The organism is Pedosphaera parvula Ellin514 (assembly GCF_000172555.1).
Classification (GTDB): Bacteria; Verrucomicrobiota; Verrucomicrobiia; order Limisphaerales; family Pedosphaeraceae; genus Pedosphaera.
On the sequence record NZ_ABOX02000007.1, the window covers coordinates 66234 to 89675 of the forward strand.

Sequence of the window (23442 nt, forward strand, 5' to 3'; positions counted from 1 at the left end):
TTCAACTTATCTTTCATTCCGACCTGTCTGTTTGCCTGCCGGAGATCGAATTCGATATCCAGTCTTCTAGTTGCCAACCGACCGTCTCTCCGCCAAACTACCGTAGATGAGTAAATGTTTTTACATCACAACTGCAATTTATTACGTCAATGGGGAAGCACATTTGGGCCATGCCTATGAAATGGTGATTGCCGATGTCATCGCACGGTCAAGGAGGAGCCTCGGCACAGAGGTATTCTTCCTGACTGGATTGGACGAACATGGGCAGAAGGTGCAACAAGCGGCACAATTCAAGGGCCTGAGTCCGCAGCAGTACTGTGACGAACTCTCCTTAATCTGGAGAACCATGGCGCAAAAACTCGAACTCACCATCGATGATTTTGTTCGCACAACCGAACCGCGTCATAAGGAGGTGGTCCAGGCAATCCTTTCCAAGCTCAATAACGAGGGACATTTTTACAAGGCGGCCTATAAAGGTTACTACTCCACCAGGGAGGAAACTTTTCTCACGGAAAAGGACCGTCTGCCCGACGGCAACTTCCCCGCTTCTTATGGTGAAGTCACTGAACTACAGGAGGAGAACTATTATTTTAAACTCAAGGATCACCAACAATGGTTGATTGATTATATTGAGTCGACTCCCTCTTTCATCCAACCGGAGTACCGACGAAATGAAGTCCTCGGTTTTCTGAAGAACAATACCCTTGAAGACTTGTGTATCACCCGTCCGATAAATCGGTTAAATTGGGGGATTCCGGTTCCTTTTGATACAAACTTTGTGACCTATGTGTGGTTCGATGCGCTGGTAAACTACATTAGCATTCCAGCGGCTCACGGCGATCCGGTTGTACTTTCTGCACTCGGCAGAACAGGCCAAGGCCTTCCCCTATGGCCGGCAGACACTCATGTCATCGGCAAGGACATTCTCAAATTTCATTCCGTGTACTGGCCCATCATGCTCAAAGCAATGGGACTGCCGTTGCCCCGGCAGCTTCTCGTTCATGGGTGGTGGCAGAAGGATGGTCAGAAACTTAGCAAAACCACCGGGAATGTCGTCGACCCGCTTGCGGTTGTTAATGAGTGGGGAATCGATGCCTTTCGCTTTTATGTAGTACGCGAACTGGCCATTGGTCCTGATGGAAACTGGACCGACGGAGGCTTTCAGGCTCGCTATCAGGCAGAATTGGCCAATGGACTGGGTAACCTTGTAAATCGCTCGCTGTCCATGCTCAAGCGCTATCGTAATGGCATTGTTCCGGAGCGTTCAGATGAACTGGCACCGGAAGCCGGCAAGGTAATAGCGGAAACCCGTGCGCATCTCGAACAAAACGGACTACAAGCAGCCCTGTTAAGTATTTGGGAATTGGTGAATCGTGCCAACCAATACGTGGATCAAACCGCCCCCTTCAGACTCGCAAAGGATCCCGCTCAATCCAAACGCCTCGACGAAGTCCTTTACAACCTTGCCGAGTCTTGCCGGATTTTGGCTATCTTACTCGCTCCTTTCATACCCGGAACTTCCGAGCGAATTTACAACCAACTCGGTTTGAGCAGCGCACCTGAAGGAATTTCCACAGCCGCATGGGGCGGTCTTGCTGCAGGTCATACCATTGGCGAACCTGCAGCCTTGTTCCCACGAAAAGATAAGCCCCCGGTTTAGGCATTTTATCAGGCATGAAACAGCTCTGGCGAACACTGCTGCTTTTGTTCCTTTGGCAAACTGTCCATGCTCAAAAGCTGGAACTTCCTTCCCGTTCTCCTGACGCCATGGGAGGAAGCGAATTTGCCGAGTCCATTTCCAAACTGGATCGCACTGAACGCGAGGAGAAGATTTACGAACAAATTGCGCAGGGAAACGTGCCTGCGTTTTTGCGCCAATTAATTCCAATCAAGGTCACAGCCCCATCCAATGGGAAAACCAACACTTCCACTTATTATGTGACTCCTGATTACCTTGCGGTAGGCTCGGATCAGGATTACTTCCTATGCCCGTTATCACCAATTACCGCGCAGAAAGTGGCGGATCTGCTGCACTGCAGTCTGCCCACAAGAAAAATGGTGGATGATATATATTCGACTGCCACACTGAAGCTTGCCCCTTCCCCCATTCCCCCCAGTCCGGTGATGGCCACGATGCCAATCTTTTTAGAACATAATCAGACCGTCTGGCAGCAGCGGAAGGAACATCTTGCCGAGTCTCCGTTGGGGACACTGGTTGGTGGTCACAAGAAGGACGTGGTTATTTCGAACAAACTCCAGGCAACACCAGGCAAGGTTGCAATTTACGGGTGGCATCGACCCGATGGAAAACCCATCCAACCTCTTTTTACTGGCCACGGTGATAACTACGCTGATTACAGTCACGGCATTCGCCTCGTTCAACTCTCGATGGAGGTCAACGGCGATCCCAGGACGGTGCCGCAAGTGCTCGCAAATCCAGAGTGGGCTGGACTCCTAAGTGATGAAGGAGTAATTTCAATACCGCGCTATCCCAAATCGGCATACGCTGCGCCGCCCTCAAATAATGGCAATTCATTGATTGAAACAGCTGGCAAAAAACTGACTTTGGCGGATTTCCAACCTGGCTCCTTTGGAGAGCGAACACTTTCCTATGTCCTAAATCCCGATATCAAAGTCCACATCAACGCACCGGCTGAATACGATCCGCATAAGAAACTACAATTAATCTTTTTCGCGCTGCCTAACGGAAACTCAACTGAACAAACCATTGGGAGGCAAATGGAAAAGGGGGATGACTGGCATTACGACATCCAGCACATCGGCGCACAAACGCGGTTCCTCCGCGAGACATTAAAGGATTCCAACCTGGTGGTTGTCTATTTGGAAGCGTCTGAAAAAAGCTGGCCTGCCTGGCGCAAAAAGCATGCGGATCTTCCAAAGCGAATTCCGGATGTCGTTGACTCAATAAAGGAAATCTTCCACGGAAACGATGTCGGAATAACTCTTAGTGGACACAGCGGTGGAGGAAGCTTCATTTTTGGATATTTGAACGGCATGAAAGAGATTCCCAATGACGTGGAACGTATCGCATTCCTTGATGGGAACTATGCCTATGATGCTTTACAGGGGCACCCCGACAAAATCGCGAAATGGCTCAAAGCCTCTGACCACCATTACCTTTCTGTCCTGGCTTACAACGACGCCGTGGCACTTTTGAATGGCACAAATTTCGTATCAAGTGCGGGCGGAACGTGGGGAAGGAGTCATCAAATGATTCAGGATCTCTCACCCGAGTTTCGTTTTACGAGGAGCACTAATACGGAATTCGAAAGTTACTCCGCGTTGCAGGGACGGGTGAAATTCCTGCTTAAGGAAAACCCCGGGAAGAAAATTTTCCACACCGTTCAGGTGGAAAGGAATGGATTTATCCAAAGCCTGCTCTCAGGAACAACCCTTGAGTCTCAAGGCTATAACTACTTTGGCGACCGGGCATACACCAACTGGATCGACACAGATCAGACGGTTAATCGGAGGCTGAAATAGACGCCTCAGTTCTTTCAGCTTCCAGCCGTTCAAACCTTTCCTCCAACCGGCATAGTCCCTCAGCGAGCAGAGCCAATCCCCGATATAGGTTGGCTTTTTCCTTGTCTTGTCTGACATCTCCAAAGCTCATCTCGTTCTCCCTGAACAAGGAAGCCGCATCTTCCAAAAGTGATTTCATATGATATTCCCTCGATATATTGATCTCATTTGAATTTATGCTCGTGCATTTGCATGTTCCCTGATCCACGCATCTACTTCTTTATCAGTTGCGCCAGTCGCCACATAATCTTTGAATTCTTGAACATCCAGACCAGTGTCATCAAGGAATTCTCGATCCATCGGACATCCATACTTGAAATCACCCTGCCATCCAACAAGGGTTGCACGGCATTTATCCAGGCAACGCGCCGCCAGTTGATGCCCTCCTAGTTCCGCGTCTGGCGAGCGGGGTTCCTCCTGGCGTAAATCTCGGGCCATTTTTTTCACTTTATCGAGATTTGCATTCATATTTCCATAATTTTGCATCCAAACTAAATGTCCAAATTCAATATAAATTACTCCCTCACCAAATTTCTTCAACGCGGGCCACACCTCCATGCGGGTTCCTAATATTATGCCAGCATCGGGTAGGTTATCTCCCCATTGCAACAACCAGTCAAAAGAGTAATAAATCAGAGGACGAGCCCTTGTTCGAGCACGCTATTGAAGTTCAATTCCTGATTACGGGCTGCAGCCGAATTTCAAAATTCAACGACCCTGCTTATGTTGGCAACGCATGAAAACAAATGGAATCAATCACCTTGGTTTAAAGAATGGCTCTACCTCGCCAGAGACAGGGAAATGAGCAATGGGAAGACAGCCTACCTATCTCCTGAACACAAAAGGACGGAAGCTACCCAGGCTCCGGATAGGAATCTCAATTGGAATTTTTCAGCACAGGAGAACGCCGCACTAAATCTTCCAAATATCAGTTCGCATTTGGAATCTGGCCCTGATTCCCGCAAATATATGGATGCACCCCATGCCTCTACCGGTTAAGGTGACAAGTTACCAGCCTTGAGCCTTGCCGGATACACGGGGATCAGCCACCCCCACGAATCCGTCGCCATCCTGGTTCCTTGCGACAATCTGTGATACTCCGATGGTTTGCTTTACCTCCAAACGATGGCCCATCGCTTCGAGGGCTTTTTGCACCTTCTGAGGCAGGCTTTTTTCGACGGAAAGCTGGGCCGGATACCATTGGTGATGAATGCGCGGCTGGGCTATTGCCACCTCGGGAGGCATGCCAAGATCGAGCATACATACCAACTCCAACGCCACCTGTGAAATGATGGTAGGACCACCTGCGGCTCCCAACGCCACAATTGGTTTTCCGTTTTTTAATACAATCGTTGGGCTCATGCTGGAAAGTGGCCGTTTTCCTGGGGCCACAGCATTTGCTTTCGCTCCGACCAGGCCAAAGAAATTTGTCGCTCCGGGTTGCGTGGAAAAATCATCCATCTCATTGTTCATGATGACTCCCGTGCCAGGAATCACCACTTTTGACCCAAACCCCGTATTCACAGTCGCTGTGCAAGCAACCCAGTTTCCTTCAGCATCAGCCACCGAAAAATGAGTGGTATGCTTTTTAAATAAATTGTTTTGCCAATCGTCTGGCGTCCCGTGCGTCTCCACCATCGTGACACGCTTGAGATCGATTTTGCCGGCAAGATCAGCGGCATACTTTTTATCAACCAGCCCAACCGGCACTTTCACAAAGTCCGGATCACCCAACCAGAAAGCGCGATCAGCGAAGGCCAGTTTCATCGCTTCGGCAATGACGTGCAGACGAGTGGCTTCATCCATGGATTTCAAATCAAAATGTTCCAGGATATTTAGAATTTCGGTAACATGCACACCGCCCGAACTCGGCGGCGGAAAGGAAACGACGTTGAATTGATGATAAGGTGATTGAATCGCATCTCTGAGCACAATGCGATAATTAGCCAGATCTTTGGCGGTCATGATGCCGCCGTTGCGTTGCATCCAATTTTCAACGGCTTCTCCGAAAGCTCCATGATAAAACCAGTCCACCCCCTGCCCGGCTATGCTTCGGTAACTGGTGGCCAAGTCAGGTTGTTTTAGCAGATCGCCTTCGCCAAGCACCTGGCCATCTGGTTTGAAAAACACCGCTTTACTGGATTCGAAGCGTCCCAAATATTTTGCTGATCCCCTAAGTCTGGCGGCGTAGTGCTCATCCAGTTTGAACCCTCTTTCTGCAATGTCGGCAGCTGGCAGCAATAATTCCTTCAGCTTCTTCCGACCGTATTTCGTTTCCGCATAATCATAAGCTGCCAACGCACCAGGTACGCCGCTGGCTAGAGCACCCATTTGACTCAGCTCGGTATCCGCTTTTCCGTTCCGGATGAACATGTCGCGGCTCGCCGCAGCCGGCGCCATCTCGCGACCATCAATGGCTACGATGGTCCCATTGGTGCGGTAAATCAACATGAAGCATCCCCCACCAATGCCCGAGTTATCGCCGTCCACCACCCCCAAGGTCAAAGCGACCGCCACTGCTGCATCAATCGCATTGCCGCCGCTCTTGAGCACATTCACTCCTGCCTGCGTCGCAATCGGATTCACGCTTGCCACCATTCCATTGGTCCCGTGCGCGGCTGCCGCAGCCAGGCTGACACGACAGGTCAGCAACGTAATAACCAAAGGGATTATCTGGGAGGTCAGTACGATTAATGGTCGAGTTAGTTTCATGACAGAGTTACTGAACGATTAGCATTAGATGGCCTACTTAAACAAATTAATAAATCCATTGATGGTTAAGGCATTGGTAAAATCAATCAAAAATGCCCCAACAATGGGCACAACCAGAAATGCCTGTGGTGACGGACCGAACGATTCGACGAGCGATTTCATGTTCGCAACCGCGTTCGGAGTGATTCCCAGGCCAAAACCAATATGGCCTGCAGTCATTATGGCAGCGTCATAATCTCTGCCCATGATCGGAAAGGTCACGTAACGCGCAAAAACAATCATTAGCACAATTTGTGCCAAAAGAATCACAGTCATAGGCAGCGCAGTGCCAGCCAGCTTTGCAAGATTCAAACTCATCATCGCCATGGCGATAAACAACGCGAGCAAAACCGAATCCATCCGGCTGATAACACGCGGGTCAATGATTCTCCATCCGCTGAAATCAATGACGTTACGCAAGACCATGCCAACGATCATTGCTCCCATATAAACGGGAAAAGTCAGATGCGCCTGCCGCATAAAATAGCTCAGCCATGCCCCTGTCTTGATGGCAAGGAACAGAAGCAACAGGTGTACGAAAAACATCCAGCCCAGGCCCGCAAGTGTCCGCAGGTCGCCTATGAAGCTCGAAGGCACTGGAGGTGTTGTCATCGTCAATTCGCCGCCACTTGCCCGGACTTGGAGGTTCTTGGAGCGAATCAAACGACTGCCGACGGGCCCTCCGATCAAACTGGAAACAAATATCCCGAATGTAGCCGCTACAATGGCGATCACGGCGGCATCGGCCACACCGGCTTCCGCCAGTGTCGGCGCAAAACCCAGTGCCGTGCCTGGTCCTCCGGTCAGCGTCAGGCTGCCACAAATCACCCCCATCAAGGGCGGGACGTGCAGACCATAAGCCAAGGTAATTCCTAGAATATTTTGCAGGATGGCCAGCACTGTCGCCAGCACCAGCAGCACAATCACCTGCACCCCGCCACGGCGCACCAACTGCCAGCTCGCGTTCAATCCTATACAGGTAAAAAACCCAACCAGGAAGGGCAGTTGCACGTCGATCATCGGGGCTTTTCTCCACTCGGTTTCCGGAGTCACCAGCCATGTCCACCAGCGCGCATCCACTTTCGTCGCAAATTGAATTTTCCCATGGCCTGACGCATTAGCCGAAACATTGAGGCCCAGCACCATTAATGCAATCAGCATGCCTCCAACCACTGGGATGGGAATATTGAAGTGCGAAAGAAACTTAACCCGGCGAAACAGAAACTCACCCACCAGGATCACCGGAACGGCAAACAGCAACAAAACCCATGCCGAAATGCTGTTCATGCAGCGAGTTGGAGGGAGGAACCGTTCATGATTGATATTCGTCTGACGGACAAGTGTTTAGCTGAAACCGTGGCACTTTGCAAAGGGTGGTTTGAGTTTTCTTATCTTCTTGCCTGCCAGCCTCGTTCTCGTAAACATCTCGCCCGTCATGAGCAAAAAGATTAAAGTTGCGCAGTATGGCTTGGGACCCATCGGTATCGAATCCTTGAAGCTCGCTGCTTCGAAATCCTGGATTGAAATTGTCGGCGGGATCGATATCGATCCCAACAAGGTCGGCAAGGATTTGGGTGAGATAACAAAAATCGAAAACCTTAAAGGCCGCCTGGTTTATCGTTCATTGGATGAACTCATTGCCGGGAATAAGCCAGACGTGGTGTTCCACACCACTGTTTCGAAATTTAAAGCTGCCTACGATCAATTGGAACCGCTTGCACGCCATGGCATCAGCGTCGTCTCTACCTGCGAAGAACTGCTCTATCCTCAATTGCTCAATGCGGACCTGGCTGCCAGGCTGGACAAAATCGCCAGGGATAATCACTCCCGCATCATCGGCACAGGTGTGAATCCCGGATTCGTCATGGATGTTCTTCCAGTCTGCATGACTGGGGTAAGCCGCGACGTGCGCGAGATTCATGTGCAACGCGTCGTGAATGCCTCCACCCGTCGCGAGCCGTTGCAACGGAAGATCGGCAGCGGATGGACGCCGGAAGAGTTTCGTCAACGATTCAAGGAAGGCAAGGCTGGGCACGCAGGCCTTAAGGAATCATTAGCCTTGATCGCCCATTGCATGAATTGGAAATATACCGATTTAACCGAAGTCGGTGACGCGATGGTGGCGGATGCCGACATCAAGACTCAATTTCTCGAGGTAAAAAAAGGCCAGTGCTGCGGCCTGCATCAACGTGCGGAAGCCAAAGTAAATGGCAAAGTGGCGCTTACCCTCGACTTAAAAATGTACTTGGACGCCAAAAACCCTCACGATGCCATCCAGATCGAAGGTGAACCGCCTCTCGATGTGGTTGTAAACGGCGGTGTTGCTGGCGACCACGCCACAGTTGCCGCCTTGATCAACACTGCTGGCCGCATCCAGAAGGCACCTGCCGGTTTGTTGCTGATGACTGACCTGCCCGTTCCCGTCTGGCGCTGATCACGGTTTTGCTTCAGGCATTAGCTCGAAGCAAGTCAATTTCCACGCGCGGTTCAATCCCTCGCGGACGTAGAGCTTTCCCCCGGCATATGCCGGAGAACTCCAGGTTTTGCCGCAGTCTTGCACGCGACCGAGTTCCTTGTATTGAGTCGAATCAGCCGCAATCATTACCAGTTCACCTTTATCCGTCTGGATCAGCAGGTTTTTTCCCATTCCGATCGTGGCCGAGAATTTGTCACCAAAGCCTTCCTGTTTCCACATTTCCTTGCCACTGAGTGCATCCACGCAAACATAATCCTTCCCCTGCCCCTGACAGTAGAGGTAATGATCGACTCGAACCGGCGTGGCAATATTGATCTTTAAATTCTTGTTTGCCCAAAGCTCCGTGAGCTTTTGCCCGTCTCCGTCCTTTTCTATTTTGAAGCAAACCAGGCCAATCGTTTGTGAATTAACAGTTACCGTATCGCCCAAAATAACTGGTGTGCAGGCATGACGTTTTGCCCCCGTGTGAAGCGGGACGCGCCAGAGAAGTTTGCCATCACTTACATTCAATCCCATCAAAGCTTCGGCGCTCAAATAAACCACCTGTTTAATCCCCGCCAGTGTGGCCACCATCAATGATGAATATGCAGCTTCATCCGCTTGCGATTTCCACAAAACCTTTCCATTCATCTTATCAAAACAAACCAGAGAGGCACCCGCAGTGCTGCCAACCGGAACGAAAACCCGGTTGCCGTCGATCACGCCTGACCCATTGTTGCCGCGGCGGCTCGCGGTCCCTTCGCCTGCCTTGCTGCCGACGAATTTTACACTGAAATCCTTTTCAAAGCTGGTGCCCCAGATCACTTTTCCGTCAGCCAGGTTGAGGCAGCGAAATTCGCCGTTGCAGGATTGGACGTAAGCGCGCTCATCATCAATGATTGGTGTGCTGCGTGGGCCGGGCCCCCATTCATCTTCAAACATATCCGCATAGGGAACTGCCCATAACTCCTTCCCGGATTTCGCATCAACCAGGTGCGCCACCTCCTTGTCGTTTTGTGCATCGAGATAAAGCAGCTTCCCTTTGGCAACAATTGGAGAGGAAAATCCGCCACCTATGTCCATCTTCCAAACCACCTTTGGATCACTTGGCAGGGAGGCCGGAATCACGGAGCCCGCAGGGACCACACCATTTCTATCCGGACCGCGCCATTGAGGCCAATCAGCTGCCTGCACAAAAACAGCAGCGATCAAGCTCAAACCTGAAGCAAGCACCAGTGGTTTCATGGATTGTAGGGTAATTAATTTTATAACTCGCACAACAGGTTTCTAACAACCTTTTGGGCGCGTAAGCACAATCAAATTCCCGATCACCGGTGAAATCACTTGTCAAAACAGCCTCTTAGTGTCATAATAACACTAAGATGAAACTTGAACATGTTCCATTATCGGCCGCAGGCAACAACCTGGTCCTGCTGACCGATCTTTACCAACTCACGATGGCTTACAGCTACTGGAAAACGGGGAACGCCGAACGTGAAGCGGTTTTTCATCTCTCTTTTCGCAATAACCCATTTCATGGCGGTTTTAGTGTGGCTTGTGGCCTGGCACAGGCTGCTGAGTTTATAAAAGCCTTCAAATTCTCCGAGGGTGACCTCAGCTATCTCGCAGAAATGCGAGGCAACGATGACAAACCTCTGTTTGAAACCGCCTTCTTTGATTATCTGCGAAACCTCAGGCTGGCCTGTGACCTGGATGCAATTCTGGAAGGCACGGTAGTGTTTGGACACGAACCGCTGCTCAGGGTGAGAGGGCCGTTGCTCCAGTGTCAATTGCTGGAAACGGTGCTTCTCAACATCATTAACTTCCAGACCCTTATCGCCACCAAGGCAGCGCGGGTCTGTCTGGCAGCCAAAGGTGATCCGGTCATCGAGTTCGGCTTGCGGCGCGCACAGGGAAATACCGGAGCGCTCATTGCCAGCCGCGCCTGCTACGTCGGCGGATGTGAAGGGACGTCAAATGTTTTGGCAGGCAGGATTTATGATATTCCCGTAAAGGGCACTCACGCACATAGCTGGGTGATGGCTTTTGACGATGAGCTTACTGCCTTCAGGGCCTACGCCGCAGCGATGCCGAATAACTGCATCTTTCTGGTCGATACTTACAACAGCTTGGAAGGCATAAAAAATGCCATCAAGGTTGGCCTGGAAATGCGCCAACGTGGACACGAGATGATTGGAATTCGCCTGGATTCAGGCGATCTCGCCTACCTGAGCATCGAGGCTCGGAAGTTGCTGGATGACGCCGGCTTTCCGAACGCCCGCATCTTGGCAAGCAATGACCTGGATGAACACATCATAGCCAGTTTGAAAGAGCAAGGCTCAAAGGTGGACATTTGGGGCGTTGGCACGAAGCTGGTTACGGCGTACGACCAACCGGCACTTGGTGGCGTATATAAGTTATCGGCTTTGCGAAATGCCGAGGGCGAATGGGATTATAAACTTAAACTGTCGGAACAGGTGGCGAAGGTTTCAACACCAGGTATTCACCAGGTCCGACGTTTCCATAATGAAGATGGGTTCATCGGAGATGTTATTTACGATTGCGAGTCGCCGTTGCCTGATGAAGTGGTGATCGTGGACCCAACCGATTTCATCAGACGCAAACACATCCCCGCCGGGACGCCTGGGGAAGACTTGCTGCAACCGATTTTCAGGAAAGGCCGGTTGATTACAGATTTGCCCGGCATCCATGACAGCAGGGAAAGAACCAAAGCTCAATTGAATGCACTCCACCCCGGAATTAAACGCTTCGTGAATCCTCATGACTACCCGGCCGGCCTGGAATTAGGATTGCATGAACTAAAGACACAATTGATTTTGAAAGCCCGTGGAGAGGCATAAATGATTTATCGCGTATCAGAAAACTTTCCACAATCGCATGAAACTAATCAAGGTAGCTGCAGCGGTGTTGAATCAGACTCCCCTGGACTGGCCCCATAACAAGCAAAACATTCTGGCAGCCATCGACACCGCGCGGGCGCAACACGTCAGCGTACTCTGCCTGCCTGAATTGTGCGTCACAGGTTACGGCTGTGAAGATGCCTTCCAATCCGCGAACACTCAGCGGATGGCCTGGCGCATGCTCCAGGAAATTCTCGTTTCCACCCGGGGAATGATCGTATCACTGGGTCTGCCAATCTTTCATCAAAACAACCTTTTCAATTGTGCCTGTTTGATTTCCAATGGGAAAATCCTCGGGTTTGTCGCCAAAAAATTTCTCGCCGGAGACGGAATTCACTATGAACCACGCTGGTTTAAGCCCTGGCCATCAGGGGTGCGCAACACGCTTACGACTGAAACTGGCGAAACCTTCCCGATTGGCGATCTTTACTTCGATTGCGGCGGGTTGAAAATCGGTTTTGAAATATGTGAAGATGCCTGGGCGGCCAATCGACCGGGCGCAGCTCTCGCCTTGCACGGTGTCGACATGATTCTGAATCCGAGCGCAAGTCATTTTGCTTTCGGAAAAATCGAAATCCGAAAGCGATTTGTGCTCGAAGGCTCAAGAGCCTTTGGAGTCACTTATATATATGCCAACCTGCTCGGGAACGAGGCTGGCAGGGCCATCTATGATGGAGGAGCCTTGATTGCATCGGCAGGAAAACTTTTGGCTGAGGGGAACCGATTTAGTTTCGCTGATTTCCAGATTACGACCGCTCTGATAGATGTGGACATCACCAGAATGGCGCAGGCGCGTCTGGCCAGTTTGAAGCCTCAACTCGAAGAAGCGGAACGAGGAAGCATTCGTGCTCCCTTTGTTTATCCACCGTTGGATCCTCAACCAACTGAGATCAATTTGGCGACTTGGGAGAACAGCCTGCAATTGAAGGCGGAGGAGTTTACCCGGGCGGAGGCTCTGGCGCTTTTCGACTATTTGCGGAAAAGCCGTTCACAGGGCTTTGTCGTGTCGCTCAGTGGTGGTGTAGATTCCGCAACGGTTTCATGTCTGGTGGCAATCATGGTTCATTTAGGCATTGGGGAACTTGGATTGGAGACCTTCGTTCGTAAGTTGGATTATATTCCAAATATTGCTGATCGCAGGACACCGCGCGAACTCATCAAGCGACTGCTTACTTGTGTCTATCAATCAACCGCCAACAGTTCTGAGACCACTCGCGAGGCAGCGAAAAAGGTTGCTAAAGCGCTGGGAGCACAGTTTCTGGAGTTTGACGTCGAACACCTTCGTGAGGCCTACGTCGCAATTGCAAGCAAGGCGCTTGGGCGGGAACTTAACTGGGCCGAGGACGACATTGCTTTACAGAATGTCCAGGCTCGCGTGCGTTCACCAGGAGTTTGGCTCCTGGTGAACGTGCAGAATGCATTGTTGCTTTCCACGAGCAATCGTTCGGAAGCTGCCGTCGGTTATGCCACAATGGATGGTGACACCAGCGGCGGGCTCAGCCCGATTGCCGGGATAGACAAAGCTTTTCTGCAAGGATGGCTCAGGTGGCTGGAGCGGGAGGGACCAATTGGTTTTGGGGCAATTCCGGCGCTGGCAGCCGTCAATTGCCAGACTCCAACCGCGGAATTGCGCCCGCAAGAAAGCAGCCAGACAGATGAGGCAGATTTGATGCCCTACCCGGTTCTGGATGCGATCGAGCGAGCCGGTATTCGGGACAAACAATCACCCTTGGAAATCTATCGGCTGATGAGAGTCCAATTTCCTCAATATACCGGAGATCAAATGTTCATCTGGGTGGATCGTTTTTTTCGATTGTGGAGCCGTAACCAGTGGAAACGTGAGCGTTATGCTCCCAGTTTCCATTTGGATGACGAAAATCTGGATCCGAAAACCTGGTGCAGATTTCCCATCCTGTCAGGAGGATTCGCAACTGAACTGCTGGAATTGAGAGATTACGTTACTAGGGAGAAATCAAATGAATATGGAAAATGAAACAAGCGTATTGCCCCCTGATCATCCACAGCAATTGGATCGGGCATTACTTTCCCTTGAGGGATTATCGGCCGGCGATGCTTTTGGACAGTGCTTTTTTTGTGATCGGTTACTCGTTGAAGGTCGATTGGAAGGACGCCACGCTCCCCCTGCTCCATGGTTCTTTACCGATGATACCGTGATGGCAATCTCCATCGTGCGAAACCTTCAACAATATGGTGGTATCAATCAGGACGCCTTGGCTGGGATGTTCGTTTCCGAGTATGTGAAGGACCCACGCCGTGGATACGGTGGCACCGCGCATTCAATTCTCCAGCGGATCAGCAACGGAGTTTCATGGCAACTTGCATCACGAGAGGTATTCGATGGAATGGGCTCGATGGGCAACGGCGGGGCGATGCGGGCGGCGCCTATTGGAGCTTATTTTGCGGATGATATTTCCAAAGCCATCGAGCACGCACGGCTTTCAGCCGAGGTCACGCATGCTCATGCCGAAGGCCAGGCTGGAGCAATTGCCATTGCGGTTGCTGCCGCATGGGCCTTTACACACAGAGACAAACCAAACATCGGCAACCGTGAACTCATCGAGTATGTTGCTGATCACACCCCCTGATGGAGAGACACGCCGCGGTTTGTACAAAGCATTGCGGCTTCCAGTTGAATGTTCAGTTCAAATGGCCGCGGTTACGCTGGGCAATGGCTCTCAAGTAATCTCGTCAGACACCGTTCCATTCACCCTTTGGTGTGCAGCGCGGTATTTGCATGACTATCAGGAAGCTCTTTGGACGACAGTTGCCGGGTACGGCGATCGCGATACGACCTGCGCGATTGTCGGCGGAATAGTCAATTTGAGCACAGATGCGACGAGCATTCCTGCGGAATGGCGCGATGCACGCGAACCGTTATTCTTGTGAGATATAACTCCTGAAGGCCGCTGCCAGCCATTTACCTTTAACTCCGCCGATTCCGCTCGAGTTGACATAACAGGCGAGGGTCTTTGGCGGTTAAGCTTTTGATGCTCATTCTCGCGTTCAGTTCAATGTGGGCGGCGCAATCGCAAACTGGTGCAGCCCTAACATAAGTTGCTGTGACTGGTCTCCTATCACAGACGGGTTATAGATTTCACATGGTGAAGAAGGTAGTGCTGTTTTGATCTTTGGAGAAGTTCGCCCTCTTTAAGTAGACCAGCCTAAGCCCCGCCACACCTAGTCCAAAACCAGTCAAAACATCCAGCAGATGATGTTGATGAGTAAGAAGGGTTGAAGCCGCAATGGCGATTGCCCAAGACCATAAAAGGACTTTACCGATGCCTGCAATTCGCAGCGCAAATGCGCCAATGCATACCACGCTGAGCGCAACATGCAAGGAAGGCATGAGATTATAGGTAAGATTCAGGGCGTCGGCTAATCGAAACATTCCAGGAAGGTATCCAATGTTTTTAGGCACGGCATAAGCCAGTTCAGCTGGAAACAGGAGGAATCCGATGCCACCCACGAGCACAACCAGATTAAGTGTCATGGCAAGTGCCAGAATTTCTTCACATCGCCGTAGGATGAAGGGAACTGCCAGGAAAAGCAGGTAGATCGACATGTAGATCACAACCATCTCCGGGACGAAAGGAATGGCCAACTCGGCATCCAGATGCACCCGAATCCGCAAAGTACGATGTGCCGTCAATGCGTCTGAACCACCATACACGATTACAAACCAAAGCAACGTGATTCCAGAGAGCAACCAAGCGAAGCGCAGATGAGGCCACCCGGGCCACTTGAAGAAAGGCTCGGAACTATGAGTCATTTACCTGCCAGAAGGGGTTCGGGAGATGAAACAACAGGAGCTGGTTCGGTATTAGGCCTCGGCCCCAACCATTGGCGCAGGTATTGCTTTAAGTAACCGGGCCTCACCTCAGCCGGCGAGGATAGACGCGGGAGATAATACCAGGATACGTCCGGACGCCGATGATGATTCTTATCCCATTCGCCGTTCAATAATATCAAACTCATCAGTCGGGTGTGCCGCAAATTCCACGCTCCCTCCATAATATCTCGTTTGCTAAAGGCATGGCCAACATATTGCCTGGTGGACCAATTAACAGAAAAGCAACCGTAGAGCACCAGGGTATGGAGCCAATGCAATTTCAGCAACCAATGCAGCGTGAAGAAAAAAAGAATGATCAGAAGCATTTCCATGCGGACAGACCAAATACCTGAGTGCTGGATGCCATTCATGAGATAACCTGCAGGTTTAAATCTCGCCAAATATTTGTCTCTGATCACACGTGGCGAAATCGAAAAGAGAACCGCTCCGACAGGCACGAGGGGCCAGAACAGACCACAAAGAATCCCATACCAGCGCACAGTCTGCACCAATCTATTTTCACCTGGATAATAAAGGTCGAACATTTCAACATCGGTGCGATTGTGCACGTGATGCCCTTGATGCGTGCTGCGCATCACGCTAAAGGGCATGGGAAACAAAACCCCCGCCATGACTCCCAGCCAATAGTTGCGGCGTGGACTTAATTGAAGATTCTCGTGGCTCGCTTCATGCAGAAGAGCGTAGTTGGTCAGCATTAAGTAGGAAAAAGCGATGCCCACGAGTATCACAGCATACCATGGCTTTACCAACGAACCCAGCCACAACAATGCCAGTGCGCCAGCCCAGATGCTCAGGATCAGGATCAGATTCAAACGATCAGGAATCGGCATATCCGGCGGTGTGGAAAAAGCTTTAAGCTCATGTCTGGTGCCGTATGGAATTTCCTCTGAGAGCATGCGGAAAGTTTAATTGGCAAGCAGACGAATGCAAGGGCTTACTGAATCTCCGAAGATAAGCCTTGTCAATCGCGCCATGGTATCTAAGGTTTGAAGCCACGAGCGTTGTTCATATGCCTCTTCGAAGGAGAGGATTTTAGTCATGGTAAATAGCACAATCGAGCAAGGATTGAATCAACCACAGTCGGTTGCAAACAAAGCTCCGCTGAGCACTTGCTTTCCCATTTATCCCGCATCCTGGTATCTATTTTGCCATGAACGCGAATTGGCCAGTGGACCAGTTTCAAGGTCCATCCTTGGCAGGCGGCTGACTGCCTTCCAGACCGACAGCCGAAAGGTGGCGGTCATCGATGCACACTGTTCTCATTTGGGAGCCGATCTCGGTTGCGGGAAAGTCCTCGGTGAAACGATCCAGTGTCCATTTCACAACTGGCGATACGAGTTGGATGGCCGTTGCAGCCATATTCCCAGCCAGGTTGAAATTCCAGCTTTCGCGCGACAAAAAACCTATCCTGTAGTCCGGCGTCACGGATACATATTTTTCTTCAATGGCCCGGAAGCTTTATTCCCCCTGCCCTTTTTTGCAAACTGCGAACCAGCAGATTATACCGCCGCCAACCCATTTCGTTTTGTCGCACACTGCACATGGTATATGACCGCGGCTCAGGGTTTCGATACCCAACATTATGAAGCAGTCCATGAGCGCAGATTATTGTCGCGCCCCGTCGTGGATACTCCCAGTCCATTGCTCCGTCGCAATCGTTATCGCGCAGAAGTAATCGGCCAAAGCATATTCGATCGCTTACTACGTCAGTTCGCTGGAGCCACAGTGGACATCACCATCGAGAACTGGGGAGGAACATTTATTTGTGTATCCGCCCTGTTCGAACGTGCGCACAGTCGCTTCATTGCCATTGGCCAACCCCTCGAGAATGGCACATCGCAAATTGAAGTAATTACCTACGCCTCGCGCGGCAGGAATCCTCTCAGCCGCAACCTGCTCGACCCATTGAGCCTTCGCTTGCGCAGACTCTTTACGCATGCCCATTTAACCGGAGAAGCCAAACAGGTAATGCACACCCAATATCGCCCGGCAAATCTCATTTCAAGCGATGAGGATATGCTTCAGTGCTTCCAATGGCTGGCATCATTGCCGCAAAATAGGCACACACCATCGAAGAGCTTGACGCCAGCAAAAGCAGACATCCCGGCGCTTGATGAATCATTTGTTCACCGCAGCAAGATCCCCTTAACCTGAGAACGCAAACCATTATGAAGAGAATTCTTTTTTTTCTGATATTAGCCCTCACTTGCCTTGGAATCCCAAATCTCCGGTCTCAGCCCAACCTTTCTGTCGGTCGGGAAGATCCAGCGCACGCTGAGTTACGCCTGCTCCGTGATGGCTTGCTTGCAGCCATAAACAAAGGGGATCTGGATGGCGTCCTCACCTACTTACATACCAATGTGGTTATCACCTGGCAAAACGCCGAGGTAAGCCGGGGGCATGCCGGCGTAAGGGCGTATTATGAGAGGGTCATGACGGGTCCAAATAAAATTGTCGAAAGTTTCAAATGCAACGTGAAGGTCGACGAACTGACCCGGCTTTATGGCACCAACACCGGAATTTGCTTCGGCAGCTCTGATGAGCACTACAAATTAACCAGCGGCATGGCCATGGACTTGAAAGGCCGCTGGACGGCGACACTCATCAGGGAGAACGGACGTTGGCTGGTTGCAAGCCTGCATGCTTCAACAAATCTTTTCGACAATCCCGTCCTGAACATGGCGAGGAAGTCAATTTATTTAAGTGGCGGCATCTGCTTGGTGATAGGCGTGTTGGTGGGATGGCTGGTGGGGCGCAAACGAAAGTCCACTTAACAAACAAACGACCAATGTTTTTGGCAGGAAAAGCGGCTGAGGAAAGTGAAGAAACCATTCTTCTTCACGCCGAACAATGGCTCCAAAAGAGTGATCATGCCGAAATTACGACCAGGAACCTGCGGCAAATTTCCGAGATCCAAGGTATCGATTTCGCCACTGCATTGCTTTACAAGCACATCGCACATTCGCCTCAGCATCGAGAGTTCGTCGCGCAAATCAATGCTCTACGCCAAGAGCCAATCAATGCTTCCAAAAAAGGTCATGCAACCCTCGCAGTTGTCCCCGGAGCTTTCTACGTCGAGCGTCCCGAAACGGGCGGCGATGGACGCTGGTTAATGGAGGGAGCTGAGACCCTCGGTTTGCAGTTTAAACGAATTCCTCTTTTAAGCGTCGGAACACTTAACGAAAATGCTGATATCTTATTACGTTGGCTCCGTGAACAGGCGGACGAAAAAATCATTCTCATTTCGCTGAGCAAGGGCGGCGCGGACGTAAAGGCGGCTCTTCGCCGTCCAAATGCAGCTGAAGCTTTTAGCAGGGTTATCGCGTGGGTGAATGTTTGCGGGACGTTGAATGGCTCTCCCGCAGCAGATTGGCTTCTCGCACGCCCAATGTGGAAGCTGGTCTTCCGCTTCCTATACTGGCGGCGTAAGCGCGATTTTCAATTTATCCACGACCTTCGCCATCAAGTGGGCAGCCCTTTGGATTTCCAGCTCATCCCGCCCGTCGGAATGAGAATGATTAGCATCATTGGCTTCCCATTACGTCGTCATCTGAGCCATGCCTATGCCCGACGATGCCACCATTCCATTTCAGCTCTTGGACCAAACGACAGCACGGTGCTGTTGGCAGATACTCTTTCATGGCCGGGGGTAATCTATCCCGTTTGGGGAGCAGACCACTATCTGCAACCAGAGCATAACACCCGCAATTTGATTTCGACGATCCTACAGCATTTGGGTGACAAACTCGATTTGTTCACACCACAGCCGGGGAATGGAACAGCAGGCTCTTTAACCTCGAATCCTGAAATGGTGAATTCTCCATAACAGACTCGTAGTCAGGATGAGCGATGCTGCCGATGATCTGAACATCGAAATAATTTCGTGCTCCATCAAAATAATCGAATGCCCTTCCGCCGTATTCCTCTTGATGCGTCGAAAGCAAAGCTTGTAACTTCCTTTCGTAACAAGAAGCCATGCAGGCCCAACGAAAACTCAGAATAGCCCTGGTCTCACCAAAGGGACCACTCTATCGGCATCGTGGAGGCATTTTTAAAAAATCGCTTCGCTATCAGCCTCTCACCCTGACAACCTTGGCGGCATTGATTCCCGCAGAGCTAAACATGGAGGTTACACTTTTCGACGAAGGCATTTCTGATTTGCCGCTTGACCTTGACGTCGATCTCGTGGGCCTGACAGTGATTACAGGCACAGCGAAACGCGCATACGAACTCGCCGACCATTTTCGGCAAAGGAGCATAATCGTGGTCATGGGCGGACCGCATGTCACCCTGATTCCCGAAGATGCTCAGCCTCACGCCGATGCCATCGTGATAGGTTACGCGGAAGATACCTGGCCGCAGTTGCTGCGCGACTTTGCCGCGGGTTGTCTGGCTCCCCGCTACGATCAGGCACCGCAACTTAATCTGGCTGACCGCCCATTTCCGCGTCGGGACCTGTTACCCAGCCAGCGCTACCTAACCAACAATGTCTTTGAAGCGACTCGCGGCTGTGTGCACAGCTGTGACTTCTGCGTTGTCCCGTCAGCCTGGGGGCGTAAACCATACCAAAAGCCTGTCGCGGATATCATCGCCGACATTCGCCAGCACGGCGCGCGCAAACTCATTTTCGTGGATCTAAACCTCATCGCCGATCGCGGCTATGCGCTGGAGTTGTTCGCAGCACTGATTCCCCTGCGTTTACAATGGTACGGTTTAGCCACCGTATTGCTCGCAGAGGATCCGGAACTTCTAGAATTGGCTGCCCGCAGTGGTTGCAAGGGATTATTGATGGGCCTCGAGTCCATTTCCACGGCCAACCTGCGTCAAAGCCGCAAAGGATTTAACTCGCCTGACAAATTCTTTAACCTCGTCGAATCGCTCCATCAGCACGGCATAGCGCTGCAAGGATGCTTTGTTTTTGGACTGGATCATGATGAACCGGATGTTTTTCTGAAAACCGCCGAATTTGCCGTTCAAGCCCGCATTGACCTTCCCCGCTTTGCCATAGTCACTCCATTTCCCAATACCAGTCTTTACAAAAGGTTGTTGGCCGAAGGGCGTATAGTCACCAAAAATTGGGAGTTGTACGATGGTCAGCACGTTGTCTTTCGGCCATTGCGTATGGGCGCAGAGGAGCTGCAAAAAGGAACTGAAGCAGCCTGGAAGCATACTTATAGCGCTCGCTCAATCGTCCGACGCATTCGCCACTCACCGGCTCCATGGCCGGTAAAGTTAGGCACCAACCTCGGCTATCGCTTCTACGCGCACAATCTTAGTCGCTTTTACAACTGCGACTGGATTATTGGTCAGACGGATGCGCCAATCACCAAGGTGGCTTCCCCGACTGGTTCCCTTATAGCCACCCCCGATAGGCCATGAGCCGCCATCCCTAATGCGCTTAACGATTGTTCATCCATGCATCGGCAGACGTCCGGGACAGAGTTACATTCGCACCTGGCAAATGGAGCCATTGCCAGCGGCTACGCTCGCTGGATTAACGCCGAAGGATGTTGAAATACGTTTCTACGATGATCGTATGGAGTCGATTCCTTACGATGAGCCCACCGACCTTGTAGCTCTCAGCGTGGAAACGTATACAGCAAAACGGGCGTATCAAATCGCGACGGAATATCGGAGGCGCAAGGTGCCAGTTGTCATGGGTGGATTTCACGCCAGTCTCTGTCCGGAGGAGGTGACACGTTACGCTGAGTCTGTTGTCTGCGGGGAGGCAGAACGGATATGGCCGCAGGTCATTGATGATGCGCGACACGGCTGTTTGCAAAAGCTCTATCAGCAAACCGGCCGCCCTTCGCTATCCGGTTTGCGGCCAAACAGAGCCATATTCCGGGGAAAACGGTATTTACCCATTGGACTGGTGGAAGCTGGACGAGGTTGTCATTTCAAATGCGAATTTTGCGCCGTACAAACCGTATTTAACTCCAACCAAACTCGCCGTCCCATCGATGAAATCCTCGAGGAAATCAGGACGTTAAAGAACGAAAAGAAGCTGTTCTTTTTCGTGGACGATAACATCACTTCCAACCTGGCCGAAGCCAAGGAGTTCTTTCGCGCACTTATCCCACTGAACATCCGTTGGGTCAGCCAGTCGAGTATCAATGCGGCGCATGACGATGAGTTTCTGGAGTTGCTTGTGCGTAGCGGTTGCCAGGGTGTACTGATAGGTTTCGAAAGCCTAAACCCTGCGAACCTGCGCAAAATGAACAAGAGTTTCAACACGATGCGAGGTGGCTTTGAGCAGGCATTGGCGAATTTGCGCCGTCACCGTGTTCGGGTTTACGGCACGTTTGTCTTCGGTTACGACGGTGACACTCCGGAGAGTTTTGGAGAAACAGTTGAATTTGCCCAAAGACACGCACTCTATATCGCCGCGTTTAATCATCTCACGCCATTTCCCGGCACACCGCTATATCAGCGCCTGCAGGCAGAAGATCGTTTGCTTTATGAGGCATGGTGGCTCGATGACAATTACAGCTATAACAAAATACCGTTTCGCCCAATCGGCATGACTCCGGAAGCATTGCAAAAAAACTGTCTTGCCGCCCGGCGCAAATTCTATTCATGGCCCAGCATTCTCAAACGCAGCTGCGACCAGGTGAACAGGGATAACTGGTTTATGTGGCGAAACTTTTATCTCATCAACGGACTGCATCGGAACGATGTCAGCCTGCGCGACCATTATCCATTGGGAGACGAATCATGGCAGGGACAATTATTGCTGGCGCAGTAAAGCCCAAAATCACTCAAGGCGTCACATTTTTTCTGGCTGCTAAAAGTGATGACGCAGAAATCCGCCAATTATTGCGTGAGACCGCGATGAATGGCGAGGTGCAACTCTCGCTTGAACGCGAACCGGATTTTTTCGAAGACATTCCGTATCTTGGCGAGCAGAAAACGACCGTTATCGCTCGCGAGGGAAATCGACTGGTGTGCGTGGGCAGTTGCTCAATCCGTTCCCGCTTTGTAAATGGAAAACCGCAACGTGTTGGTTATCTCACGGGATTGCGCCTTAACGCCAAATCTGCCGGTCGTTTTGATGTGTTACGGCGCGGCTACCGCTTCTTTTCTGAACTTCAAAAATCCGAACAAGCCGACTGCTACTTCACCAGCATTGCGGAGGGAAATGAACGGGCCATTCAATTTCTCGAGCGCGGTCTGCCCGGCATGCCGGTCTATAAGTTTCTATGCGGCTTTGCAACACTCTTAATTCCAGTTCCCCGCGGTGTAAAAGGTCAAAGCAAAGCGAACGCCAAATCGCAATTCTTCACCGGAGGGAATGGCTGGCAGATCAGCCCGGGACAAGAACAGGATGTAGCTGAACTTTGCGCAGGCCTGAACTCTCAGGCTCACGATTATCAACTTTCCCCCTGCTGGACTCCCGACAATATCGCCGCGTTAAAACATTTGGGACTTGGGTTGAAGGACTTTTGCATTGTCCGGGAAAATCAACGAATGATTGCCTGTGCAGCGGTTTGGGACCAGCGCTCGTTTAAACAGACCGTGGTTCGTGGTTATAGTCGGAGACTTGCTTTCATCAGGCCTTGGATAAACGCAGCGGCATTTATGGCTGGTCGTCCAGGGATGCCTTCAGTCGGTTTAACTTTGGCGCACGCCCCGGTTTGTCATCTGATGGTTGCTGAAGACCAACCAGCCATTTTAGTCGCTTTAATCAAGGAGCTTTTTCTAAAGGCTGCGAGCAAACAAATCGAGTTTTTGACTCTCGGCTTCGCAGCGGGCGATCCAAGATTGCAAACTGTCCTTTCCAACTTTCCTCATCATCAATACAAGAGCCGCCTTTACACTGTGCGCTGGCCCGGAACTGACAGGGCAGAGCCTTCTCCCATTGATGGCCGACTCAGCCCGGAGGTGGCATTGCTATGAAG

General features: G+C 51.1%; 21 protein-coding genes. 14 read left to right on the top strand and 7 right to left on the bottom strand.

The genetic code is table 11. The features are described from left to right. The first annotated feature begins 106 nt into the window (after window positions 1-106). Both metG and CFLAV_RS07320 read left to right on the top strand, forming a co-directional pair. Window positions 107-1660, top strand: a complete 1554-nt coding sequence (metG, locus tag CFLAV_RS07315) for a methionine--tRNA ligase (protein WP_007414022.1) — start codon at window positions 107-109, stop codon at window positions 1658-1660. 14 nt (window positions 1661-1674) lie between these two features. Then, complete coding sequence (locus tag CFLAV_RS07320; RefSeq protein WP_007414023.1) at window positions 1675-3504, top strand: hypothetical protein; 1830 nt, start codon at window positions 1675-1677, stop codon at window positions 3502-3504. Here the strand turns inward: CFLAV_RS07320 and CFLAV_RS07325 are convergent. The 4 genes from CFLAV_RS07325 to CFLAV_RS07345 form a co-directional block, all read right to left on the bottom strand. After that, the gene (locus CFLAV_RS07325) at window positions 3485-3682 is read right to left on the bottom strand and encodes a hypothetical protein (RefSeq protein WP_007414024.1); all 198 of its coding nucleotides are present in this window, start codon (window positions 3680-3682) and stop codon (window positions 3485-3487) included. The two genes, CFLAV_RS07320 and CFLAV_RS07325, sit on opposite strands and share 20 nt — an antisense overlap. A gap of 35 nt (window positions 3683-3717) precedes the next feature. After that, window positions 3718-4101, bottom strand: a complete 384-nt coding sequence (locus CFLAV_RS07330) for a DUF5069 domain-containing protein (protein ID WP_007414025.1) — start codon at window positions 4099-4101, stop codon at window positions 3718-3720. 450 nt (window positions 4102-4551) lie between these two features. Next, on the bottom strand, window positions 4552-6255 hold the full coding sequence (ggt, locus tag CFLAV_RS07340) for a gamma-glutamyltransferase (RefSeq protein WP_007414027.1): 1704 nt from the start codon (window positions 6253-6255) through the stop codon (window positions 4552-4554). A 33-nt stretch (window positions 6256-6288) separates the two neighbouring features. Continuing rightward, window positions 6289-7581: a sodium/glutamate symporter gene (locus tag CFLAV_RS07345; RefSeq protein WP_007414028.1), complete on the bottom strand. Its 1293-nt coding sequence runs from the start codon at window positions 7579-7581 to the stop codon at window positions 6289-6291. Window positions 7582-7608: 27 nt separating this feature from the next. Between CFLAV_RS07345 and CFLAV_RS36430 the strand changes: the two genes are divergently transcribed. Both CFLAV_RS36430 and CFLAV_RS07350 read left to right on the top strand, forming a co-directional pair. Then, window positions 7609-7746 carry a hypothetical protein gene (locus CFLAV_RS36430; protein WP_237712374.1) on the top strand — a complete coding sequence of 46 codons (138 nt, stop codon included), beginning with the start codon at window positions 7609-7611 and terminating at the stop codon, window positions 7744-7746. Continuing rightward, entirely contained in the window at window positions 7730-8728 is a 999-nt protein-coding gene (locus CFLAV_RS07350) for an NAD(P)H-dependent amine dehydrogenase family protein (protein WP_007414029.1), read from the top strand. Before CFLAV_RS36430 ends, CFLAV_RS07350 begins: the two co-directional genes overlap by 17 nt. Here the strand turns inward: CFLAV_RS07350 and CFLAV_RS07355 are convergent, their stop codons facing one another. Further along, the gene (locus tag CFLAV_RS07355) at window positions 8729-9994 is read right to left on the bottom strand and encodes a PQQ-binding-like beta-propeller repeat protein (RefSeq protein ID WP_007414030.1); all 1266 of its coding nucleotides are present in this window, start codon (window positions 9992-9994) and stop codon (window positions 8729-8731) included. It abuts the gene before it with no gap. Between the two features lie 137 nt (window positions 9995-10131). Here CFLAV_RS07355 and CFLAV_RS07360 point away from each other — a divergent pair, with 137 nt between their 5' ends. From CFLAV_RS07360 to CFLAV_RS36850, 4 genes are all read left to right on the top strand, one after another. After that, window positions 10132-11610 carry a nicotinate phosphoribosyltransferase gene (locus CFLAV_RS07360; protein WP_007414031.1) on the top strand — a complete coding sequence of 493 codons (1479 nt, stop codon included), beginning with the start codon at window positions 10132-10134 and terminating at the stop codon, window positions 11608-11610. 37 nt (window positions 11611-11647) lie between these two features. Continuing rightward, a complete protein-coding gene (gene nadE, locus CFLAV_RS07365) occupies window positions 11648-13663 on the top strand; it encodes an NAD(+) synthase (RefSeq protein WP_007414032.1) in 2016 nt (671 codons plus the stop codon). Continuing rightward, window positions 13653-14276, top strand: coding sequence for an ADP-ribosylglycohydrolase family protein (locus CFLAV_RS36435; RefSeq protein ID WP_272941468.1), 624 nt, complete (start codon window positions 13653-13655; stop codon window positions 14274-14276). The genes nadE and CFLAV_RS36435 overlap by 11 nt, the downstream gene beginning before the upstream one ends. Before the next feature lie 61 nt (window positions 14277-14337). After that, window positions 14338-14577 carry an ADP-ribosylglycohydrolase family protein gene (locus tag CFLAV_RS36850; protein WP_007414035.1) on the top strand — a complete coding sequence of 80 codons (240 nt, stop codon included), beginning with the start codon at window positions 14338-14340 and terminating at the stop codon, window positions 14575-14577. A 208-nt stretch (window positions 14578-14785) separates the two neighbouring features. Here the strand turns inward: CFLAV_RS36850 and CFLAV_RS07375 are convergent, their stop codons facing one another. Next, window positions 14786-15460 carry a phosphatase PAP2 family protein gene (locus CFLAV_RS07375; RefSeq protein ID WP_007414036.1) on the bottom strand — a complete coding sequence of 225 codons (675 nt, stop codon included), beginning with the start codon at window positions 15458-15460 and terminating at the stop codon, window positions 14786-14788. Further along, on the bottom strand, window positions 15457-16437 hold the full coding sequence (locus CFLAV_RS07380; protein WP_007414037.1) for a fatty acid desaturase: 981 nt from the start codon (window positions 16435-16437) through the stop codon (window positions 15457-15459). Before CFLAV_RS07380 ends, CFLAV_RS07375 begins: the two co-directional genes overlap by 4 nt. A 142-nt stretch (window positions 16438-16579) precedes the next feature. On the opposite strand from CFLAV_RS07380, the gene CFLAV_RS07385 reads away from it, so the two are divergent. The 6 genes from CFLAV_RS07385 to CFLAV_RS07410 all read left to right on the top strand — a co-directional run bounded on the left by CFLAV_RS07385 (window position 16580) and on the right by CFLAV_RS07410 (window position 23440). Next, window positions 16580-17695 carry a Rieske 2Fe-2S domain-containing protein gene (locus tag CFLAV_RS07385; RefSeq protein WP_007414038.1) on the top strand — a complete coding sequence of 372 codons (1116 nt, stop codon included), beginning with the start codon at window positions 16580-16582 and terminating at the stop codon, window positions 17693-17695. A 14-nt stretch (window positions 17696-17709) separates the two neighbouring features. Then, complete coding sequence (locus CFLAV_RS07390) at window positions 17710-18315, top strand: YybH family protein (protein WP_007414039.1); 606 nt, start codon at window positions 17710-17712, stop codon at window positions 18313-18315. Window positions 18316-18329: 14 nt separating this feature from the next. Continuing rightward, window positions 18330-19367 (top strand): hypothetical protein, encoded by a 1038-nt coding sequence (locus tag CFLAV_RS07395; RefSeq protein ID WP_007414040.1) that lies wholly within the window; start codon window positions 18330-18332, stop codon window positions 19365-19367. Between the two features lie 149 nt (window positions 19368-19516). Next, entirely contained in the window at window positions 19517-20920 is a 1404-nt protein-coding gene (locus CFLAV_RS07400; RefSeq protein ID WP_007414041.1) for a B12-binding domain-containing radical SAM protein, read from the top strand. Window positions 20921-20933: 13 nt separating this feature from the next. Next, window positions 20934-22289: a B12-binding domain-containing radical SAM protein gene (locus CFLAV_RS07405; RefSeq protein ID WP_007414042.1), complete on the top strand. Its 1356-nt coding sequence runs from the start codon at window positions 20934-20936 to the stop codon at window positions 22287-22289. Then, window positions 22259-23440 (top strand): hypothetical protein, encoded by a 1182-nt coding sequence (locus CFLAV_RS07410; protein ID WP_007414043.1) that lies wholly within the window; start codon window positions 22259-22261, stop codon window positions 23438-23440. The genes CFLAV_RS07405 and CFLAV_RS07410 overlap by 31 nt, the downstream gene beginning before the upstream one ends. Window positions 23441-23442: the final 2 nt, after the last annotated feature.

Excerpts from the sequence above, each read along its gene's own strand:
- CFLAV_RS07405 (WP_007414042.1), top strand. The coding sequence starts at position 20,934 with ATGCGCTTAACGATTGTTCATCCATGCATCGGCAGACGTCCGGGACAG.
- metG (WP_007414022.1), top strand. The coding sequence starts at position 107 with ATGAGTAAATGTTTTTACATCACAACTGCAATTTATTACGTCAATGGG.
- CFLAV_RS36430 (WP_237712374.1), top strand. The coding sequence starts at position 7,609 with ATGATTGATATTCGTCTGACGGACAAGTGTTTAGCTGAAACCGTGGCA.
- CFLAV_RS07360 (WP_007414031.1), top strand. The coding sequence starts at position 10,132 with ATGAAACTTGAACATGTTCCATTATCGGCCGCAGGCAACAACCTGGTC.
- CFLAV_RS07390 (WP_007414039.1), top strand. The coding sequence starts at position 17,710 with ATGAAGAGAATTCTTTTTTTTCTGATATTAGCCCTCACTTGCCTTGGA.
- CFLAV_RS07380 (WP_007414037.1), bottom strand. The coding sequence starts at position 16,437 with ATGCTCTCAGAGGAAATTCCATACGGCACCAGACATGAGCTTAAAGCT.
- CFLAV_RS07385 (WP_007414038.1), top strand. The coding sequence starts at position 16,580 with ATGGTAAATAGCACAATCGAGCAAGGATTGAATCAACCACAGTCGGTT.
- CFLAV_RS07330 (WP_007414025.1), bottom strand. The coding sequence starts at position 4,101 with ATGGAGGTGTGGCCCGCGTTGAAGAAATTTGGTGAGGGAGTAATTTAT.
- CFLAV_RS07325 (WP_007414024.1), bottom strand. The coding sequence starts at position 3,682 with ATGAAATCACTTTTGGAAGATGCGGCTTCCTTGTTCAGGGAGAACGAG.
- CFLAV_RS07350 (WP_007414029.1), top strand. The coding sequence starts at position 7,730 with ATGAGCAAAAAGATTAAAGTTGCGCAGTATGGCTTGGGACCCATCGGT.
- CFLAV_RS36850 (WP_007414035.1), top strand. The coding sequence starts at position 14,338 with ATGGCCGCGGTTACGCTGGGCAATGGCTCTCAAGTAATCTCGTCAGAC.
- CFLAV_RS07320 (WP_007414023.1), top strand. The coding sequence starts at position 1,675 with ATGAAACAGCTCTGGCGAACACTGCTGCTTTTGTTCCTTTGGCAAACT.
- CFLAV_RS07345 (WP_007414028.1), bottom strand. The coding sequence starts at position 7,581 with ATGAACAGCATTTCGGCATGGGTTTTGTTGCTGTTTGCCGTTCCGGTG.
- CFLAV_RS07355 (WP_007414030.1), bottom strand. The coding sequence starts at position 9,994 with ATGAAACCACTGGTGCTTGCTTCAGGTTTGAGCTTGATCGCTGCTGTT.
- ggt (WP_007414027.1), bottom strand. The coding sequence starts at position 6,255 with ATGAAACTAACTCGACCATTAATCGTACTGACCTCCCAGATAATCCCT.
- CFLAV_RS07395 (WP_007414040.1), top strand. The coding sequence starts at position 18,330 with ATGTTTTTGGCAGGAAAAGCGGCTGAGGAAAGTGAAGAAACCATTCTT.
- CFLAV_RS07410 (WP_007414043.1), top strand. The coding sequence starts at position 22,259 with ATGGCAGGGACAATTATTGCTGGCGCAGTAAAGCCCAAAATCACTCAA.
- CFLAV_RS36435 (WP_272941468.1), top strand. The coding sequence starts at position 13,653 with ATGGAAAATGAAACAAGCGTATTGCCCCCTGATCATCCACAGCAATTG.
- CFLAV_RS07400 (WP_007414041.1), top strand. The coding sequence starts at position 19,517 with ATGCAGGCCCAACGAAAACTCAGAATAGCCCTGGTCTCACCAAAGGGA.
- CFLAV_RS07375 (WP_007414036.1), bottom strand. The coding sequence starts at position 15,460 with ATGACTCATAGTTCCGAGCCTTTCTTCAAGTGGCCCGGGTGGCCTCAT.
- nadE (WP_007414032.1), top strand. The coding sequence starts at position 11,648 with ATGAAACTAATCAAGGTAGCTGCAGCGGTGTTGAATCAGACTCCCCTG.